This window comes from Roseomonas sp. USHLN139, assembly GCF_037145735.1.
Lineage (GTDB): Bacteria > Pseudomonadota > Alphaproteobacteria > Acetobacterales > Acetobacteraceae > Pseudoroseomonas.
Map to the genome: position 1 here is coordinate 193529 of NZ_JBBCWY010000001.1, position 18592 is coordinate 212120.

Here is an 18592-nt window from a genome sequence, read left to right on the forward strand (position 1 = left end):
GGCGGCGGGGGCGGCGGGCGCATGATCGCCGCCGGCCGTCAGGCCGCCGGCGTCGATCATCCGCCCAGCCACCCGGCTATTCCTCGGCGGCGGCCTGCAGCTCGCGGATGCGGGCGATCAGCCCGCCGGTGGAGGGATCGTGGCGGCCGGGCCTGCCCTCGGGCGCCAGCTCCGGCAGGATCGAGGTCGCCAGCTTCTTGCCGAGCTCGACGCCCCATTGGTCGAAGGCGTCGATGTCCCAGAGCGCGCCCAGGCAGAACACCTTGTGCTCGTAGAGCGCGACCAGCGCGCCCAGCGAATAGGGGTCGAGCTTGTCGAGCAGCAGCGTCGTGCTCGGCCGGTCGCCGGGGAAGAGGCGGTGCGGCAGCAGGCGCGCGATCTCCTCGGGCGCGGTGCCGGCCTGGGCCATCTCGGCCTCGACCTCGGCCGGGGTGCGGCCGCGCAGCAGCGCCTCCGCCTGCGCCAACCCGTTGGACAGCAGCAGCCGGTGGTTCTCGGCGAAGGGGTGGTCGGGATTGGCGACGAGGACGAAATCCGCCGGCACCGGGGTGGTACCCTGGTGCAGCAGCTGCATGAAGGAATGCTGCGCATTGGTGCCGGGCTCGCCGAAGATCACCGGCCCGGTCTCGCGCCCGACCGGATGGCCCTCCAGGGTCACGCTCTTGCCCAGGCTTTCCATCTCCAGCTGCTGCAGATGCGCCGGGAAGCGGGAGAGGCGATGGTCATAGGGCAGGATCGCCTGGCTGCGTAGGCCGAGGCCGTTGACGTGCCAGATGGTCAGCAGCGCCAGCAGCAGCGGCAGGTTCTGCTCCGGCGCGGCGGTCAGGAAATGCTCGTCCATCGCCCGCGCCCCGGCCAGCAGCTGGGAGAAGGCGGTCCAGCCGCAGGACAGCGCGATGGAGAGGCCGATCGCCGACCACAGCGAGAAGCGGCCGCCGACCCAGTCGTGGAAACCGAAGACCCGCTCCGGCGCCACGCCGAAGGCCGCCGTCGCCTCCTGGTTGGTGGACAGCGCCACCAGGTGGCGGCGGGCGCCGACCTCGCCGAGATTCTGCTCCAGCCAGCCGCGCACGATGCGGGCATTGGCCATGGTCTCGGCGGTGGTGAAGGTCTTGGACGCGATCAGCACCAGGGTGCGGTGCGGGTTCAGCCGCGGCCGGATCGCCTCCCAGTTGTGGGCGTCGGCATTGGCCAGGTAGAGCGGCCGCATCGGCGAGCGGGCGTTCCACAGCGCCCGGCCGATCATGTAGGGGCCGAGGTCGGAGCCGCCGATGCCGATATTGATGACGTCGGTGAAGGTCTCGCCGGTGGCGCCGCGGATCTCGCCGCGATGGATGGCGCGGGTGAAGCGCTTCATCGCCGCCAGCGTCTCGTCGACCGAGGCCGAGGCGTCCTCGGTCTCGCCGCTCGGCAGGCGCGCGCGATAGCCGGCGCCGCGCGGCGCGCGCAGCGCCATGTGCAGCACGGCGCGCTTCTCGGTGGTGTTGATCTCCTCGCCGGCGGCCATGGCGTCGCGCCGCGGCAGCACGTCGCAGGCCTGGGCCAGCGCCAGCAGCCCATCGAGCGCCGCCGCATCCACCGAGGTCTTGGAGAAGTCGAGCAGGATGCCCACCGCCTGGCGGTGGAACGTCTCAAACCGCTGCGGATCGGCCTCGAACAGGGCGCGGATCGCGCCGGCACCCGGGCGGCCCGCCAGTTCTGCGATCCGGGTCCAGGCAGCCTCGCGCACGGTCAGCGTCATAACTGGTCACATCCCCCGGTCGATCCGGCAGGCAGGCTAGAGCCTTGCCGAAGCCTGTCAAATCCCGTCCGGCCGGGGCGGGCGCCGGGGGCTAGATCCCCTCGGGCTGCCCGGCGACCGTCACGGAAAGCTGATCGGGAACGAGCAACCGGCCCGCGAGTTTCGCCGCCGCGTCGCGGTCGATGGCGGCCAGCCGGGCGGGGCGCTTCTCCAGCCAGTCCAGCGGCCGGTCGTTGCGCCGCATCGCCAGCAGGGTCGCCGCGATCCGCCGGCTGTCGGTGAACTGCAGCGGCTGGCTGCCGGTCAGATAGGCGACCGCCTCCTCCATCTCCTCGGGCGTCGGGCCGCCCTCGGCCATGCGGCGCCATTCGCTGCGCAGCAGGGTCAGCGCCTCGCCGACCCGGGCATTGGCGGTGGCGAAATGGCCGATCAGCACGCTCTCGCCGAAGATGCTGTCGAGCCCGGCGCCGATGCCATAGGTCAGGCCGCGCGCCTCGCGCAGGCTCTTGGTCAGCCGCGCGGTGAAGCCGCCGCCGGAGAGGATACGCAGCACCACCTGCGCCGTCTCCCAGTCCGGGTCGCGCACCGGCAGGCCGGGCTGGCCGAAGATGATGGTCGATTGGGGTGCTGCCACCGGCACCACGGCGGTGCCGAAGCCGGTCATCGCCGGCAGCGGCGGCGCGGCCGGGGCGGCGCCCTCGGCCAGCCCGTCGAACAGCTGCGGCAGCAGCGCCGCCAGCTCAGCGGCCGAGATGGCGCCTGAGGCGGCGATCAGCAGGCCGGGACCGCGATGCAGCTGGCGGGCCAGCGCCGCGCGCATCTGCTCCACGGTGATGCGGGCCAGGCTCTCCTCGGTCCCCGAGGAGGGCCGGCCGGCCGGATGCGTCGGGAAGGCGGCGGCCCAGAAGGCGCGGCTGGCGCGGCCCGGCGGGCCCTCCAGCGACTGCCGGGCGCGGGCGATGGCCCGCGCCCGCAGCCGCGCCACATCGGCCTCGGCGAAGCGCGGCGCGGTCATGGCGAGGCGGGCCAGGCGCACCGCCTGCGGCAGCGCCGGGCTCAGCGCGCGCAGGCTGCCGGCGAAGCCGTCGCGGTCGACGCCGAAATCGAGGCCGATGCCCTCGTCGCGGGCGGCATCGGCGAAGGCCAGGGCGTCGAACTCGCCGGCGCCCTCGGTCAGCAGCGCGGCGGCCAGGGCGGCGGTGCCTTCCTGCCCCTCGGGGTCGAGCGCGGCGCCGCCCGGCCAGGACCAGGCCAGGCTGACCACCGGGACCGAATGATCCTCGGCCAGCCAGGCGGTGAAGCCACCGCCTTCGACGACCTGGATCGGCAGGGAGAAGCCGGTGGGGGCAGGCATCGGCACCGTGGCGGACCCGCTCATGCCGCACCCTCCGGCAGCAGCCAGCCCGACATGGCGGGCTTGCCGAAGACCAGCCGCGCGGCGGCCTCGAGCTGCGGCCGGGTGACGGCGCGGATGCGGGCCGGCCAGTGCTCCACCGCATCGAGCGGCAGGCCGACGGCCAGCGCGCCGCCCAGCAGCCGCGGCGCCGAGCCCAGGCTGTCCAGCGCCAGCAGCGTGCCCGCGGTCAGCTGGCGGATGGCGCGGGCGGCCTCGGCCTCGGTCACGCCATCGGCCAGCAGCTTCTCCACCTCGGCGGTGACGGCGGCCTCGATGGCGGCGGTCGGCGTCTCGCGGCGCGGGGTGACGAAGATCTCGAAACTGCCGCAGCCGACCGAATCGCCGTCATAGGAACAGCCGGCCGAGACGGCGAGGCCGCTCACCACCAGCGCCCGGTGCAGCCGCGAGCCCTGGCCGCCGCCCAGCAGATGCGCCAGCACCTCCAGCGGATAGGCATGCTGCGCCTGCTCGCCGCCGCCGGGCAGGAAGGGGGCGACCCAGCCGCGCAGGAACACCGCCTCGCGCACCGTGGGGTCGCGCACCACCAGCCGCTCGTCCTGCGGCTGGGATGGCGCCGGCGCGCGGGCGCGGATGGCCTTGTCATAGGGGGCAGGGCGGCCCTGGATGCCGCCGTAATCCTGCTCGGCCAGCTTCGCCAGCGCGTCGCGGTCGATCGCGCCGGTCACCACCAGCGTCGCATTGGCGGGGGTGTAGTAGGCGCGAAAGAATTCCAGCATGTCGTCGCGGGTGAGGGCGGCGATATCCTCCGGCCAGCCGATCAGCGGCCGGCCGCGCCAGTGCTGGCGGCCCCAGAAGGCGGCGTCCCACTGCTCGCGGAAGCGGCCGCGCGGGGTGCTCTCGGTGCGCTGGCGGCGCTCCTCCTGCACCACCTGGCGCTCGGCCTCGATCTCGTCGGCCGGGAATAGCGCGGCGCCCATGCGGTCGGCCTCCATCCCGGCGACGAGGGCCAGGCGGCTGGCCTCGACATGCTGGTGGTAGGCGGTGACATCGCGCGAGGTGAAGGCATTGTCCTGCCCGCCCTCGCGCGCCACCAGCCGCGAGAAGGCGCCGGAGGGCACCTTCGGGCTGCCCTTGAACATCATGTGCTCGAGGAAATGCGCCAGCCCCGACTTGCCCGCCGGGTCCTCGCCGGCGCCGGTCGAGTAGAAGACGTAATGCGCGACAACCGGCGCCCGCCGGTTCTCGGCATGCACCACGGTCAGCCCGTTCGGCAGGGTCCAGAGGCTGGCGCCGAACAGCGGCCGGTCGGCCGGCAGCGGCGGCGCGCCGGCCGGCGGCGGCGCGGGCGCGGCCACGGGCTCGGCCGCCGGGGCGGTCGGCAGCAGGGCGAGGGCGGGAAGGGCGGCGGCGGCGCCGAGCGCGGCGCGGCGGGACAAGGGCGACATGTCCGCCTCACATGGGGCGGCGGCCGCGTCCGCGCCAGCCCCCCCGTCATCGTCGGGAAGGGCCGGGAAAGGCGGGCGGGCGGCCTCGGGACAGGCCGCCGCGCCGGGTTCCGGGCAGGTCAGAAAATGCTCTGGAACAGGCCCTGGCGGCGGCGCTGGACGACCGGCGTCTCGCCGTCCTCCACGCTGCGGCCGAGGGCGGCGTTCTCGCGCAGCCGCTGCGCCTCGCGCTGCGGGTCGAGCGCGGTGCCGGGCGGCGGCGTGTCGCGCCAGAACATCAGCCGGTCGACCACGCTGCGGTCGGGCTGCTCCAGCCTTGTGGCCTCGGCATCGACGCGCTGGCGGATGTCGCCGCCCGGGGCGGCACCGACGCCCGAGGCCTGGCCGGCCTGGGCGAGCAGGGCCGATTCGCCCTGCGAGGCGCTGCGGGCGGCACCCACGCCGAAGGCGGCGCCGGGGGCCAGCACCGCCTCGCCGGCGGCGCGGCCGCGCAGCTCCTGCGGGCGCTGCATGCCCGGCCGCGGCGCGGGCAGGTTGCCCAGCGTCGGCGGCAGCGAGAGCGGCGCCCGGGTGACCACCGAGAACTCGTCCGGCGCGTCACGGGTGAAGCCGAGGGTGCGCGCCGTGTCCGAGCCGCAGCCGGCGAGCATCAGCCCGCAGGCGATCGGCAGGAGGATGCGCGCCGGAATCCGGATGGGAAGCTGCCTCATGGCGTTTCCTTAGCGGCCTGGCGTGGCCGGAACAAGGCATCGGCAAACAGCACGACGACGCCGATGACGATGGCGGCATCGGCCAGGTTGAAGACGTACCAGTGGAAATCGCCCACCCAGGCATCGGCGAAATCGACCACCGCGCCGAAGCGCAGCCGGTCGATCACGTTGCCGATGGCGCCGCCGACGATGCCGCCCAGCGCCAGCGTGGTCAGCCGGTTCTCGGCGCGGGCGATCCAGCGGACCAGGAAGGCGACGACGGCGAGCGCGATGCCGGCCAGGATCAGCCGGTGCCACAGCGTGTCGCCGGCCAGCAGGCCGAAGGTGACGCCGCGGTTCCAGACCATGGTGAGGTCGAAGCCGGCGCCGCCCAGGTCGAGCAGCTTCACCTGGCCCACCTCGGGCAGGCGCAGCACGTTCAGGATCCACCACTTGCTGGCCTGGTCGGCGACCAGCAGCCCGGCAGCGACGGGCAGGCCGAGCTTCAGGCTCATGCCGCGTCCCGCTGCCCGACCACCGCCTCGCAGCGGCGGCACAGCGTCGGATGCGCCGCCGATTTCCCGACCTCTTCCAGCACCCGCCAGCAGCGGTCGCATTTATGGCCGGGCGCCGTGGCAAAGACCGTCGCGATGCCGTCCAGCCCCTCGACGGTAAAGGCCTCAGCCGGGGGCGGGGCCTCCGACAGCGTCAGGCCGGAGGTGATGCAGAGCTCCGCCCAGGTCTCGGCCGGCAGCAGCGACAGGGCCTCGGCCGGCAGGTGCAGGCTGGGCGCGGCCTGCAGCGAGGCGCCGATGGTGCCGGCGGCGCGCGCCTTTTCCAGCGCGCCGGTGACCACGCGGCGGATGTTCCGGACATTCTCCCACTTCGCCGCCAGCGCGTCGTTCTTCCATTCCGCCGGCAGCACGGGGAAGTCGTGCAGGTGGATGGAATCCGTCTCCGACGGGAAGCGGGCCAGCCAGGCCTCCTCCGCGGTGAAGGGCAGGGCCGGGGCCAGCCAGGCGGTCAGGCAGCGGTGCAGCGCGTCGAGCACGGTGCGCGAGGCGCGGCGGCGCAGGCTGTCGCGCGCGTCGCAATAGAGGCTGTCCTTGCGGATGTCGAAATAGAAGGCGGAAAGATCCGTCGCGCAGAAGGCGTGGATCTCCGGATAGACGCCGTTCCAGTCGTAATCGGCCGCCGCCTTGCGGATGCGGGCATCGAGCTCGGTCAGCCGGTGCAGCACCCAGCGCTCCAGCTCCGGCATTTCGGCCAGGGGCAGCGTCTCGGCCGCGTCGAACTCGGCCAGGTTGCCGAGCAGCCAGCGCAGCGTGTTGCGGATGCGGCGGTAGAGCTCGGCCTGCTGCGCCAGGATGCCCTTGCCGATGCGCAGATCGTCGGCGGTGTCGGAATTCATCACCCAGAGGCGCAGGATATCGGCGCCATATTGCTGGGTGACCTCCTGCGGGGCCGTCACATTGCCCAGCGACTTCGACATCTTCCGACCCGTTTCGTCGAGGACGAAGCCGTGGGTCAGAATGGCCTTGAACGGAGCAAAACCGTTGGAGCCGACGCTCTCGAGCAGCGAAGAGTGGAACCAGCCGCGATGCTGGTCGGAGCCTTCCAGATAGAGGTCGGCCGGCACCGGCAGGCCGCGGTCGCGCAGCACGAAGGCATGGGTAGAGCCGGATTCGAACCAGACATCGACGATGTCCATCACCTGCTCGTAATCGTCCGGGTTCCGCTCGTTGCCGAGGAAGCGGGCGGCCGCCCCCGGCTGGTACCAGGCATCCGCCCCCTCGGCGCGGAAGGCGGCGTCGATCCGGTCGAGCACCGCCTGGTCGCGCAGCGGCTCGCCATTGCGCTTGTCGACGAAGATGGCGATCGGCACGCCCCAGGCGCGCTGCCGGCTGATGCACCAGTCCGGCCGCGCCGCCACCATCGAGCCGATGCGGTTGCGGCCCTGGTCGGGGACGAAATGCGTCTCGGCGATGGCCTGCAGCGACTTGGCGCGGATCTGGTTGGCATCGTCCATGGCGATGAACCATTGGGGCGTCGCGCGGTAGATGATCGGCTTCTTCGAGCGCCAGCTATGCGGATAGCTGTGGGTGATGAAGCCCTTGCCCGCCAGATGCCCCATCTCGGTCAGCGCGGCCCAGACCGGCTCATGCGCCTTGAAGACATGGATGCCGGTGAAGCCCGGCGCCTGCACGGTGTAGGTGCCGTCATCGGCCACGCATTCCGGCACGGCGATGCCATGCGCGCGGGCGAGGTGGAAATCCTCCTCGCCATGCGAGGGGGCGATATGCACCAGGCCGGTGCCGGCCTCGGTGGTGACATAGTCGCCGGCCAGCAGCGGCACGTCGAAACCGTATCCGCCTTCTCCCTTCGCCCAGCCGCGCAGCGGGTGGGCGGCCAGCGCGCCTTCCAGCTCGGCGCCCTTGAAGATGCGGGAGACGCTGAAGGCGGCGAGGCCGACCTCCTTGGCGAAGGCGCCGATCAGCGCCTCGGCCAGGATGAAGCGCTGGCCGGGGCGGATCAGCGCGTTGCCCTCGGCGACCCCATCGACGGTCAGCAGCGCGTAGTCGATCTCGGCGCCATAGGCCATCGCCCGGTTGGCCGGGATGGTCCAGGGGGTGGTGGTCCAGATCACCGCCTCGGCGCCGATCAGGTCCTCGGACGCCGCCTTCACGATCGGGAAGCCGGTGTAGAGGATGGCCGACTTGTGGTCGTGATACTCGACCTCCGCCTCGGCCAGCGCGGTCTTCTCGACCGGGCTCCACATCACCGGCCGCAGGCCGCGGTAGAGCGAGCCGTTCATCAGGAACTTGCCGATCTCGGCGGCGATCGAGGCCTCGGAGGCGAAGTCCATGGTGGCGTAGCGGCCGGCCCAGTCGCCGGCGACGCCGAGGCGCTTGAACTCCTCACGCTGCACGTCCAGCCAGTGGGCGGCATAGGCGCGGCACTCGGCACGGAAATCGAGGACCGGGACCGAATCCTTGTCGATGCCGCCCTGATGCTTGCCCTTCGGGTTGCGGTACTCCTCCTCGACCTTCCACTCGATCGGCAGGCCGTGGCAGTCCCAGCCGGGGATGTAGTCGGCATCCCGCCCGGCCATCTGCGCCGCGCGGTTGATCACGTCCTTCAGGATCTTGTTGAGGGCGTGGCCGATATGCAGCCCGCCATTGGCATAGGGCGGGCCGTCATGCAGCACGAATTTCGGCCGGTCCGCGGACTGCGCGCGGATGCGGTCCCACAGCCCGATCTTCTCCCAGCGGGCCAGCCAGCCCGGCTCGCGCTTCGGCAGGTCGCCCTTCATCGGGAAGGGGGTCTGCGGCAGGAAGACGGTGCCGCGGTAATCGCGGGCGGCCGGCGTGTCGGAGGCCGCAGCGTTCGGGGCCGGGGTATCGGTCATTCGGGCGTCCATGCCGCCGGGGGCGGGCTTCATCAGGCAGGGAAGGGGTGCGCAAGCCAGGGATCCCGGCCCTCGTCAGAGGACCGGGCGGGTAATTCGCGCCGCTGGCCTGCGCAGCAGAGACCGCGACCCTGCGCGGCGGAGCATCCGGAACATGGCGGGTTTTTGCGACCCGCCGCGTCCAGGGTCAAGCGCCCAGGCGAAAGCCCGGCGGGGACCGGGCGCCGTCAGATTTCCGAGCCGCCCTTCTCCACGCCCGGGCGCGGCGCGCGCGGCACCATCGGCATGCCCGGGCCGGCGCCGCCGCCGATGCTGCCCGAGGGCGGCGTGCCCGGCGAGGGCAGTGGCCGCGGGCCGGGTGTGGGCCCCGGGCTGGGCGCCCCCTCCGGCGCCGGCCGGATCGGCGAGACCGGCGCCGGGCGCTGCGGCGTCGGCGGCTCGCGGCCGGCGCCGGAATCCGGCGTGGCCGGCGCCGGCGGCAGGCCCGGCGCCGGCTGGATCGGCGAGACCGGGGCCGGCCGCTGCGGGGTCGGCGGCTCGCGCCCCGGGGCTGGCGGCGCGGCGGGCGGCGGGGCGGCCTGGCCGCCGGGGCCCGGCTCGCGCGCGGCGGGGCCGAAGGGCTGGGTGGTGCCGCCGCCCGCAGGCGGCGCGGCCGGGCCGCCGGCGCCCGGCGCCGCGCCGCGCACCAGCCGGTCGGCCATGCCGGCGATGAAGGCGATCTGCGCGCGGTTCGCCAGCGCCTCGGTCTCGGTCTTGAAGGGCGTGCTGACATAGACCGAGACCAGGAAGCCATTGGCCACGGTGACGCAGCGCCGGTTCATCAGCCGCGGCTGCTCCGGCGTCACCCGCTCCTCATTGGCGCGGCGCTCGAGCTGGCCGCAGGTCAGCACCGGGCCGTTGCGCACGCTGAGCGAATGCGTGGTCAGCGGCGCGGTGTAGTAGCGGCTGCCCAGCGCCCGGGTGCCCTCGCGCAGGTCCTCGGCCATGGCGACCAGCGCCTCGGCGCGCGACCGCTCGGTGACGCCATCGGCAGCCGGCGGGCCGGGCAGCCGGCCGACCCGCACCAGGGCACGGCCGGTCGGCCCGCTGTAGATGGCGCTGAGCGCCTCGCCGCCCTCGGGCGCCTGGCGGTGCAGCCGCTCCATCCGCAGCAGGCTGTCCGGCAGGCGGCGGGCATATTCCTCCAGATCCTGCGGCATGACGCTGCGCGGCACCGGGGCGGAGGGTGGGGGCGGCGCGGCGGGCGGGGCGGGCGCCGGGCGCGGCGCCGGGGCCTGCAGCGGGACCGGCGGGCTGATCTGCGCCCCGGCCTGGGCGGCGGCCTCGCCGGACGCCAGCGCCAGCAGGGCGGCGAGGGCCAAGCGGGCCGGCGGCAGGGCGGCGGGCGTCAGGCGCGATCGGGCGGGGCGGGGCATCGGGACTCCTTCTCCGGCGGGCCAGGCAAGCGGGCGGCGGGGCCCATGCTGCAGGGGAGACGCGCCGCGATGATGGCAGGCCGGTTCAAAACCGCGCGTGCAACATTCCGCCGGCATCCCGTTGGCGTGGTGCTCAGCCGGTGAGCAGCCACAGGCCGAAGCCGCCGGCCACCAGCGCCAGCGCCAGCAGCCCGGCCAGCAGGCTGTCGCGCCCGCGATGCGGCACCGGCGGCAGCCGGCTGGCGAGGAACAGCCCGGCCAGCCAGCAGGACGACACCACGGCCACCAGCACGATCAGCGCCCGCTCCACCGCCCGCTGGAACCCGCCGGCGCGGTCGACCCATTCCAGATTGCTGGCCAGCAGATGGCTCAGCACCAGCCCGAGCACGGTGGCGCCGAGCATCACCAGCAGCCGCCCTGCGAAGCCGGCCATGCCGCTCAGCCCGCCGGCGCCAGGCCGAGCAGGCGGCGCGCGGCGGCGGCATCGGCGCCGATCTGCGCGACCAGCGCCGGCAATCCGGCGAATTTCTGCTCCGGCCGCAGGAAATGGCGCAGCCCGACCGCGACCTCCTGGCCATAGAGGTCGCCCGAAAAGTCGAAGAGATGCGCCTCGACCCGGCTCTCGCTGCCGCCGACGGTCGGGCGCAGGCCGATATTGGCGACGCCGGGCACCACCCGGCCATCGGCCAGCGTCACCTCGACGGCATAGACGCCGCGCGCCGGCTCCAGGTGGCGGCCGAGCGGGACGTTGGCGGTGGGGAAGCCGATGGTGCGGCCGCGCTTGTCGCCATGGCTGACCGGGCCCTGGATGGTCCAGGGCCGGCCAAGCGCCGCTGCGGCGCGCTCCGGATAGCCGTCCTGCAGCGCCCGGCGGATGCGCGAGGAGGAGATCGGCCCGGTCTCGTCGGTGACCGGCGGGACGATGGTCAGGCCCATGCCGAGCTTCTCGGCCTGCGCGGCCAGGAAGCCGACATCGCCGCCGCGGCGGTGGCCGAAGGCGAAGTCGGCGCCGCAGGCCAGGTGCTTGGCGCCCAGCCCGCGATGCAGCACCTCGGTGACGAAATCCTCCGCCGACATGGCGGCGAAGCCAGCGTCGAAGGGCAGCGCGATGACCAGCCCGGCGCCCGCGGCGCGCAGGGCGGCGGCCTTGCCGGCCGCCAGCGTCAGCCGGAAGGGCGGATCGTCGGGGCGGAAATGCTCGCGGGGATGCGGCTCGAAGGTCAGGGCGGCGAGCGGCAGCTCCGGCCGCGCGGCATGGGCGGCGCGCAGCACGGCGCGGTGGCCGCGATGCACCCCGTCGAAATTGCCCAGCGCCAGGGTGGCGCCGCGCGCCGCCTCGGGCACGCCGCGCCAATCCTGGATCACCTGGGCGGCCGGCCGCGTCGCATCGCCGGTCATCGCGCGGAGGGGACCGCCCATTTGTCGACGGCGACCGGCCGGAAGCCGGCCAGGGCGTCGAGCGCGGCCTCCGGCGTCCGCTCGAAGCGGACCAGGGCGCGGTGCGCGGCGCTGAGGAAGCCCTCGCCCACCATGTGGTCGAAGACCGCGCCCATGCGCTGCCAGTAGCCCTCGGTGTCGAGGAAGGCGAGGCCCTTGTCGTGGATGCCGAGCTGGGTCCAGGTGAGCGCCTCGACCGCCTCCTCCAGCGTGCCGATGCCGCCGGGCAGCACGACGAAGCCGTCCGACAGGTCGGCCATCATCGCCTTGCGCTCATGCATGGTGCCGACGACGCGCAGATCGGTGATGGCGCCATGGCCGACCTCGCGCCGCATCAGCGTCTCGGGGATGATGCCGATCACCTCGGCGCCCTGGCGCATGGCGGCATCCGCCACGATGCCCATCAGCCCGACATGGCCGCCGCCATAGACCAGGCCGAGGCCGCGATCGGCGATGGCGCGGCCGAGCGCGCGGGCGGCCTCGGCATAGGCCGGGTTGCCGCCGGGGTTGGAGCCGCAGAACACACAGATACGTTTCATGTCGGCACGCTTCATCGTGGCGATATCCCGTCAGGCCGGGACGGCGGCCGCTGCTGCCGGCCCGCCCCCGCCCTCCGGCTTAGCCGGGCGGGCAGGGAGGGACAAGCAGGGGCGGGGCGGCGCCATGGACAAGCCGCGCCGGCAGGGTGACAACCGCGCCCCCCTGTTGTCCAAGACCAGTCCAAGGAGTCTCCCACCATGCCTGAAACCAGGATCGGCAGCAGCGAGGCGCTGCTGGAAGAACTGCGCGGCTGGGTGGAGCTGGAGACGCCGACCACCGATCCCGCCGCCATCAACCGCCTGCTGGACAAGGCCGAGGCCGAGCTGCGCGCCGTCGGCGCCGTGGTCGAGCGCATCCCCGGCCGCGACGGTTTCGGTGATCAGCTGATGGCGAAGACGCCCGAGGGTTTTGCCAAGGGCAACGGCAAGCCGGTGCTGGTCTCCGGCCACCTGGACACCGTCTGGGACCACGGCACGCTGGAGAAGACCATCCCCTTCCGCGTCGAGGGCGAGAAGGCTTTCGGCCCCGGCATCTATGACATGAAGGCCGGCAGCTTCTTCGCCTTCCATGCGCTGCGCGAGATGCTGCGGCAGAAGGTGCGGCCGATGAGCCCGATCACCCTGCTGCTGACCTCGGACGAGGAGGTGGGCAGCCCGACCAGCCGCGCGCTGATCGAGCGCGAGGCGCTGGCCTCCTGCGCCGTGCTGATCCCCGAGCCGGCCGGCGGCCCGGACAAATGCGCCGTCACCGCGCGCAAGGGCGTCGGGCGCTTCGTCGTCACGGTGCGCGGCACCAGCGCCCATGCCGGCGGCAACTGGCCGGATGGCGCCAGCGCGGTGGTGACGCTGGCCCGGCTGATCACCCAGATCCACGCCCTGGTCGACCTGCCCGGCGGCACCACCACCAACTGCGCCCCGATCTGGGGCGGCACGCGGCCCAACGTCATCGCCGCCGAGGCCGGCTGCGAGGTCGATTTCCGCGTCGCCACCGCCGCCGACGGCGCCCGCATCGAGGCGGCGGTGAAGGCCATGGCCGGGCCGCAGCCCGAGGGCACCACGGTCGAGATCACCGGCGGCATGAACCGCCCGCCGCTGGAGGAAGGCCCGGGCAACCTGGCGCTCTATGCCAAGGCCCGCGCCATCGCCGCCGAGGTCGGCTACGACCTGCCGAAGCAGCATCGCGGTGGCGGTTCGGACGGCAATTTTACCGCGGCGCTCGGCATCCCGACGCTGGACGGTCTGGGCTGCTCCGGCGCCGGCGCGCATGCGATCTTCGAGCATGTGCTGTGGCGCGAGCTGGCGCCGCGCTGCGCGACGCTCTGCGGGCTGATGGAAACCCTGTCCGAAGTTTAATGCCCTGACCCCGGCGGCCAGCCGCCGCCGGGGTCTCTTTCGCCGGCCCGGTTGCCTATCCTGTCGATCCCTTTTTGATGGACAGAAAAATGGCCGAGGCGAGCCACCTGGCGCCGATCCTGACGCCCATGGTCTTCCTGGCGGCCGCCGTCGTCGCCGTGCCGCTGGCCAAGCGCATCGGCCTTGGCTCGGTGCTGGGCTATATCGCCGCCGGCATCGTCATCGGCCCCTTCGGCCTCAGGCTGATCGACACGCCCGAGCGCATCGCCGGCATCGCCGAGCTCGGCATCGTGCTGCTGCTGTTCATCATCGGGCTGGAGCTGAATCTCGGCCGGCTCTGGGCGCTGCGGAAGGATATTCTGGGACTTGGCACCGCGCAGGTCCTGGTCTGCGGCGCTTTGCTCGCACCCTGCGTCTGGCTGGCCGGCGCCGGCTGGGGGGCGGCCAGCGTCGCCGGCCTCGGCCTGGCGCTGTCCTCCACCGCGCTGGTGATGCAGCTGCTGGCCGAGCGCGGCGAGCTGGAGGCGCCCTATGGCCGCACCGCCTTCGCCGTGCTGCTGCTGCAGGATCTGGCGATCGTGCCGCTGCTGGCGCTGGTCGCCTTCCTGTCGCCGCGGATGATGGTGGCCGAGCATCCGATGTGGATGTCGGTGGCGATCGGCGTCGGCGCCGTCGCCGCCGTGGTGCTGGCCGGCCGCTTCCTGCTCAATCCCTTCTTCGGCCTGCTGGCCCGCTCCGGCGCGCGCGAGATCATGACGGCGGCCGCCCTGCTGGTGGTCCTGGGTGCGGCCGGGCTGATGGCGGTGGCGGGCCTGTCGATGGCGATGGGCGCCTTCCTGGCCGGGGTGCTGCTGGCCGAATCGAACTACCGGCACGAGCTGGAAGCCGATATCGAGCCCTTCCGCGGGTTGCTGCTCGGGCTGTTCTTCCTGTCCGTCGGCATGAGCGTCGATTTGGAGGTGGTCTGGGCCCGGGCGCCGCTGCTGCTGGCCGGCGTGTTTCTGCTGGTTGCGCTGAAGTCGGCGGCCACCTACGGCCTGGCCAGGATCTTCGGCCATCCGCCGGCGACCGCGCTGCGCAGCGCGCTGATCCTGGCGCAGGGCGGCGAGTTCGGCTTCGTGCTCTACTCCGCCGCGGCCGCCGCCGGCGTGATGGGCGGTGACCTCGCCAGCCTTCTCGTCGCGCTGGTGACGCTGTCCATGGCGGTGACGCCGCCGCTGCTGCGTCTCGCGCCGAAGATCCTCAGCCGCTGCGGCCGGCCGATGCCGGAGGAGGATTTCTCCGACGCCCGCGGCAGCGTCATGGTGGTGGGCTTCGGCCGCATGGGCCAGCTGGTCACCCAGGTGCTGCAGCGCCACGGCGTGCAGCCGGTGCTGATCGACACCGATGTGCAGCGCATCCAGGACGCCGCGCGCTTCGGCGCCCGCGTGCATTACGGCGACGGCACGCGGCTCGACGTGCTGCGCGCCGCCGGCGGTGGAAGGGTGCGGCTGATCGTGGTCTGCACCGACCGCCCCGAGGTCACCAACCGCGTCGTCACCCTGGTGCAGGAGGCCTTCCCCGACACCGCCCTGGTGGTGCGCGCCTTCGACCGCCGCCACGCCCTGTCGCTGCTGGAGCGCGGCATCGGCAACCCGGTGCGCGAGACGGTGGAATCGGCGCTGGCCCTGGGCCGCGAGGCGCTGCTGGCGCTGGGCGTGCCGCGCGAGGAGGCGGAAGCCGTCGAGCAGGAGGTCCGCCTGCGCGACCGCGAGCGCCTGGCCGCGCAGCAGATCGGCGGCCTCTTCGTGGGGCCGGAGCCGCTGACGCCGCCGCGGATGGCGAAGGCGGCGGAGTAGCCGGCGACCCGGGCGGCGCGGTCTGGCAGGCGGCGCGCCGGACCGGCGGTTTCGCCGGCTGTCGCCCCCGGGACACGGCAGTCTGGCAGAAGATGCCGCTGGCCTGCTGCCGGCCTGGCCTCAGGTCCTGTGCCGGAAAGGAACCTTCCGCAGCACCGGCTCCGGCTCGGCGTGCCAGCGGCAGAGTTCCGCGGCGCGGTTCCATTCGGTCAGGGTCAGGCGGGTCGCGGCATAGCCCGGATTGGGCTGGCGCTGCCCCGGCGCCTGGCCGAGCGCGAAGCTGCGCGCCGGGTCCAGGCCATCGGCGGGCAGGGTGAAAGCGCAGGCCTGCTGCCGCGGATAGGCGTCGTCGACGGCGGCGAAGAGCCAGGTGGTGACCACCTCGCCGGCCAGGTAGGGGCTGCGGTGGATGGTCGAGTAGAGGGTGGCGGGTGCCGTGGCGGCGGGCTGCGGGGCGCGGCTCTCGGACCACGGGGCGGGCTCCGGCGCCTCGGCCGGCCCGACGGCGCCGGCGGGGCGCAGCAGCAGCGTGGCCCAGACGCCGGCCAGGGTCAGCAGGCAGGCCAGCAGCAGCAGCCGGGTGCCGCGCGGCGGCAGCACGAGCGGCGGCGGCGCCTGGCCGGGCAGCGGCGGCGTGCCAGCGCGCTTGTCGGTGGGCGAGACCAGGCTGTGCCGCGCCATCTCGCCGGCCATGGCAGCGCGCATCAGGGCATCGGCGGTGGCGCCCTGCTGCCCGGCGGTGCGGGCCATGGCGCGCAGCAGCATCGCCAGGTTGAAGAAGTCCCAGTTCTCCTCGGGCTGCCGTTTCATTGGTGCTCTCCGCGCACGCGGATCAGCTCGGTCTCCGGGTATTCGGCGGGCAGGAAGACCAGCTTCACCCGGTCGACGGGAACCTCCTTCGGCACTTCGACCACCACCGGCGGCGGCGGCACGGCGGCCCGCGCCCGGCGCAGGTAGTAGCGGCGGCGGGCGCGCAGCAGCCGCAGCCAGGCCTGGCGCAGCGCGCTGCCCTGCGGGATGCCGCGCTCGGCCAGCGGCGGCGGGGCGGCGTAGTGCAGGCTGGCCAGCAGCGGCCCGGTCAGGGCGACGGCACCGGCCAGGGCGGCGACGAGGGCGATGCGCACGCCCTCCAGCCGCGCCGGCGTCACCGCGTCGAACAGCGTCCCGGCGATGTGGTGCGGCTGGGAGCGGTCGCGCGCGGCGTCGAGGGCGGCGCGGGCGGCGCCGGCCTCCTCGGCGGCCTGCAGCAGCGCCAGCCGGGTGTCGCGGATCTGCCCCGACAGCGCCAGCAGGGCCGCGCGCGCGGCGGCGGTGGCGGGCTCGGCCGCGGCCAGGGCCGTGTCGCGTTCCTGGCGCAGCGCGGCCAGGCCCTGCTGCAGGCGGCCGGCCTCGGCCTCGATCCGCCGCTCGACCGCGGCCTGCTCGGCGGCCAGGGTCTCGGCCTGGCGGGCCTGGGTCTTCATCATCTCGGCGGCGTGGCAGGCGGTGGGCTCCTGCTTGACGCAGCGGCGGCGCTCGGCGGCGAGCTCGGCCTCCTGGCGGCGGGCGAGGGCCGCGGCGGCCTCGGCCAGGCGCTGGCGCTCGTCCAGCAGCATCGGCCGCAGCTCGGTCAGCCGCAGCTGCGCCATGGCCTGGTCGGCGGCGGCGCGGATCGCCTCGGCCTGCCGGTCCTGGGCGGCGAGCAGGCCAGCCTGGTGCAGCTGGGCGAATTCCAGCGGCGGCAGCCGCGCCTCGAGCAGCGGCAGGGCGGCCTCGCGGCGGGCCAGCTGCTCCTCCGCCGCCAGCACGGCGCGGGTGCGGGCGGCGAAGCCGGCATTCATGCCGAAGGCGTAGTTCTCGAAGGTGACGGCGGCGACGGCCAGCACGGCGAGGCCGGCCAGCAGTGTGGCGAAGGGCGAGGCCTGGCGGAAGGCCAGCGCCACCAGCGGGATTTTTGCCAGCTCCGCCGCGGCCAGCGCGGCGAAAGGCAGCAGCAGCAGAATCGGCGCGTCCTGCAGCCCGGCGCCCTCCTGCCAGGCCTGCATCGCCATCAGGCCGCCGGCGGCGACGGCCAGCAGCTCGACGATCCAGGCCAGCAGCAGGAAGGCGCCGGGGGGCGGCGCCAGCGACGGGGCGGGACGCCGGTGCAGGGGCAGGGGACCGATGGTCAGGACGCGCATGCCGGGGAGCCTCTTGCTCGACAGCAGAATGCAATCACAGATCCGCGATCATTTCGCCTATAAATTGAATATCCGGCGCGGCTTTTTGCTCAGACCCCCATGATCCGCTGGAACACCGGCACGGCGGCGCCGAGCAGCGCCAGGCGGGCGCGCTCGACCGGGCTGTGGGCGGTGTCCATCACCTCGGGGCCAAGGATGGCGCAGGGGGCGACTTCCTGCAGCTCGGAGGCGTCGGTGCCGAAGGGGCGGGTTTCCGCCGGGTGGCCGGTCGCCGCCTCGATGGCGCGGATGAAGGGGTGGTCGGCCGGCGTCTCCGGCGGCAGGCCCTGGCGCAGGATGCGCAGGCCGAGGCCGGCGCGCGCCGCGGCCGCCTCGACGGCGGCGACCACGGGGGCCGGGTCGATGCGGCGGCTGTAGCGGAACTTGATGCGGATGGTCGCCCGGGGGACGGTGACGTTGACCGCCGCGCCATGGTTGTCGATCACCGGGTTGAAGTCGCTGAAGGGCGGGTCGTAGGCGGTGTCGTGCAGGGTGACATCGGTCCTGAGGCGCTCGGCCAGGGCCTGCATCTCGGCCAGGAAGGGGACCAGCGCCCAGTTGGCATTGCGGCCGATGCCGAGCGAGGAATGCGCCTGCACGCCCTCGGCCTCGGCGATGAAGTCGATGTTGCTGCGGTGGCCGCGGACGGGGAGCATCCCCGTCGGCTCGGCCACGAGGATGCCGCGCGGCGCGGCGCGGCGGGCGAGGGCGGACTTGTCGGCGATCAGCCGGGCGCCCTGCTTGGTGGTCTCCTCGTCGGTGGTGATCAGCAGGGTGGCGGGCAGATGCGCCGGCAGGGTTCTTGCCGCGATGATGCAGGCGGCCAGCGGGCCCTTCATGTCTGCGGCGCCGAGGCCATGCAGCACGCCCTTGCCGTCGATGGCGCCGGAGAAGGGGTCGGTGGTCCAGCCGGTGTCGGGCACGGTGTCCATGTGGCCGGACAGCGCCACGCCGCCGGAAGGCCCGCGATGCGCGACGATCACCTGCTTCGGCACGCCGGCGGCGTCGGCATAATCCAGCCGCTCCAGCTCGAAGCCCGCGAGCTCGGCCGCAATGCGGTCGGCGACGGCCAGGTTGGAGACGAAGCTGCGGCTGTCCAGGCGGACCAGGTCGGCGGCGAGGCGGGCGACGGCGTCGGTGTGCGGCATGGCCCAAGGGGGTATCTTGCCGG

The 18592-nt window shown here is 73.8% G+C and carries 15 protein-coding genes; 2 read left to right on the forward strand and 13 right to left on the reverse strand.

The window, feature by feature from the left end; all coding sequences use genetic code 11:
• Window positions 1–76: 76 nt before the first annotated feature.
• The 10 genes from pgi to WFI16_RS00940 form a co-directional block, all read right to left on the reverse strand.
• On the reverse strand, window positions 77–1741 hold the full coding sequence (gene pgi, locus WFI16_RS00895) for a glucose-6-phosphate isomerase (protein ID WP_419895901.1): 1665 nt from the start codon (window positions 1739–1741) through the stop codon (window positions 77–79).
• Between the two features lie 91 nt (window positions 1742–1832).
• The gene (locus tag WFI16_RS00900; protein WP_419895902.1) at window positions 1833–3119 is read right to left on the reverse strand and encodes a M16 family metallopeptidase; all 1287 of its coding nucleotides are present in this window, start codon (window positions 3117–3119) and stop codon (window positions 1833–1835) included.
• A complete protein-coding gene (locus WFI16_RS00905) occupies window positions 3116–4543 on the reverse strand; it encodes a M16 family metallopeptidase (RefSeq protein ID WP_419895903.1) in 1428 nt (475 codons plus the stop codon). Before WFI16_RS00905 ends, WFI16_RS00900 begins: the two co-directional genes overlap by 4 nt.
• A gap of 119 nt (window positions 4544–4662) precedes the next feature.
• Window positions 4663–5253, reverse strand: a complete 591-nt coding sequence (locus WFI16_RS00910; RefSeq protein ID WP_419895904.1) for a DUF3035 domain-containing protein — start codon at window positions 5251–5253, stop codon at window positions 4663–4665.
• Entirely contained in the window at window positions 5250–5747 is a 498-nt protein-coding gene (lspA, locus tag WFI16_RS00915) for a signal peptidase II (protein WP_419895905.1), read from the reverse strand. Before lspA ends, WFI16_RS00910 begins: the two co-directional genes overlap by 4 nt.
• A complete protein-coding gene (gene ileS, locus WFI16_RS00920) occupies window positions 5744–8641 on the reverse strand; it encodes an isoleucine--tRNA ligase (RefSeq protein ID WP_419895906.1) in 2898 nt (965 codons plus the stop codon). The genes lspA and ileS overlap by 4 nt, the downstream gene beginning before the upstream one ends.
• Window positions 8642–8868: 227 nt before the next feature.
• Window positions 8869–10056: a hypothetical protein gene (locus WFI16_RS00925; protein ID WP_419895907.1), complete on the reverse strand. Its 1188-nt coding sequence runs from the start codon at window positions 10054–10056 to the stop codon at window positions 8869–8871.
• A gap of 133 nt (window positions 10057–10189) precedes the next feature.
• Complete coding sequence (locus WFI16_RS00930) at window positions 10190–10489, reverse strand: hypothetical protein (RefSeq protein WP_419895908.1); 300 nt, start codon at window positions 10487–10489, stop codon at window positions 10190–10192.
• A 5-nt stretch (window positions 10490–10494) separates the two neighbouring features.
• Window positions 10495–11475, reverse strand: a complete 981-nt coding sequence (locus tag WFI16_RS00935) for a bifunctional riboflavin kinase/FAD synthetase (RefSeq protein WP_442970619.1) — start codon at window positions 11473–11475, stop codon at window positions 10495–10497.
• Window positions 11451–12032 carry a TIGR00730 family Rossman fold protein gene (locus WFI16_RS00940; RefSeq protein ID WP_419895909.1) on the reverse strand — a complete coding sequence of 194 codons (582 nt, stop codon included), beginning with the start codon at window positions 12030–12032 and terminating at the stop codon, window positions 11451–11453. The genes WFI16_RS00935 and WFI16_RS00940 overlap by 25 nt, the downstream gene beginning before the upstream one ends.
• A gap of 198 nt (window positions 12033–12230) precedes the next feature.
• Between WFI16_RS00940 and WFI16_RS00945 the strand changes: the two genes are divergently transcribed.
• Both WFI16_RS00945 and WFI16_RS00950 read left to right on the forward strand, forming a co-directional pair.
• On the forward strand, window positions 12231–13385 hold the full coding sequence (locus WFI16_RS00945) for a M20 family metallopeptidase (RefSeq protein ID WP_419895910.1): 1155 nt from the start codon (window positions 12231–12233) through the stop codon (window positions 13383–13385).
• 89 nt (window positions 13386–13474) lie between these two features.
• Window positions 13475–15223, forward strand: coding sequence for a monovalent cation:proton antiporter-2 (CPA2) family protein (locus WFI16_RS00950; RefSeq protein ID WP_419895911.1), 1749 nt, complete (start codon window positions 13475–13477; stop codon window positions 15221–15223).
• A gap of 120 nt (window positions 15224–15343) precedes the next feature.
• On the opposite strand, the gene WFI16_RS00955 is transcribed toward WFI16_RS00950, so the two are convergent.
• The 3 genes from WFI16_RS00955 to WFI16_RS00965 form a co-directional block, all read right to left on the reverse strand.
• A complete protein-coding gene (locus tag WFI16_RS00955) occupies window positions 15344–16033 on the reverse strand; it encodes a hypothetical protein (RefSeq protein WP_419895912.1) in 690 nt (229 codons plus the stop codon).
• The gene (locus WFI16_RS00960) at window positions 16030–17382 is read right to left on the reverse strand and encodes a hypothetical protein (protein ID WP_419895913.1); all 1353 of its coding nucleotides are present in this window, start codon (window positions 17380–17382) and stop codon (window positions 16030–16032) included. The genes WFI16_RS00955 and WFI16_RS00960 overlap by 4 nt, the downstream gene beginning before the upstream one ends.
• 89 nt (window positions 17383–17471) lie before the next feature.
• Window positions 17472–18569, reverse strand: a complete 1098-nt coding sequence (locus WFI16_RS00965; protein WP_419895914.1) for a M20 family metallopeptidase — start codon at window positions 18567–18569, stop codon at window positions 17472–17474.
• Window positions 18570–18592 lie beyond the last annotated feature (23 nt).